General features: G+C 50.9%; 1 pseudogene. It reads right to left on the bottom strand.

What is annotated here, in order from left to right:
• Positions 1-335, bottom strand: a pseudogene (locus KDM89_RS20710) (hypothetical protein); the annotation flags it as partial.
• Between the last annotated feature and the right edge of the window lie 15 nt (positions 336-350).

Below are 350 nucleotides of genomic sequence, written 5' to 3'. Positions count from 1 at the left end.
CAGACATCACGCGCATCATTCCAATACAGTTGCAAATTCGGATGCGCGAAGCGCTGGTTAGCCGCATGATGGTCGAAATACTCAACTTCTGCGCCAGCCATCAAATGCTTCCTGAGCGACTCCACATTCGTGTCTAAAGAAATATCGAGTACGGTAATCCTGTCACCGGCCTTGGCATCGATACGGTTCAGCAAAGCCACATCGCGCTTTACCCCGGTAATCTCGGTCGCCTCACGCGGAAAGGCCAGCCTGAGCTGATGCAAGGCACAAATCCCATCGGCGTCACCATTAAACACATCAAAACATGTCACATTGTGCGGGATTACTGTACTCATCAGTTCACCTCATCA

This window comes from Cognatundibacterium luofuense (assembly GCF_018139685.1).
In the GTDB taxonomy this organism is placed as follows: Bacteria; Pseudomonadota; Gammaproteobacteria; order Burkholderiales; family Burkholderiaceae_D; genus Undibacterium; species Undibacterium luofuense.
This window is presented reverse-complemented; position numbering and strand designations above follow the sequence as displayed.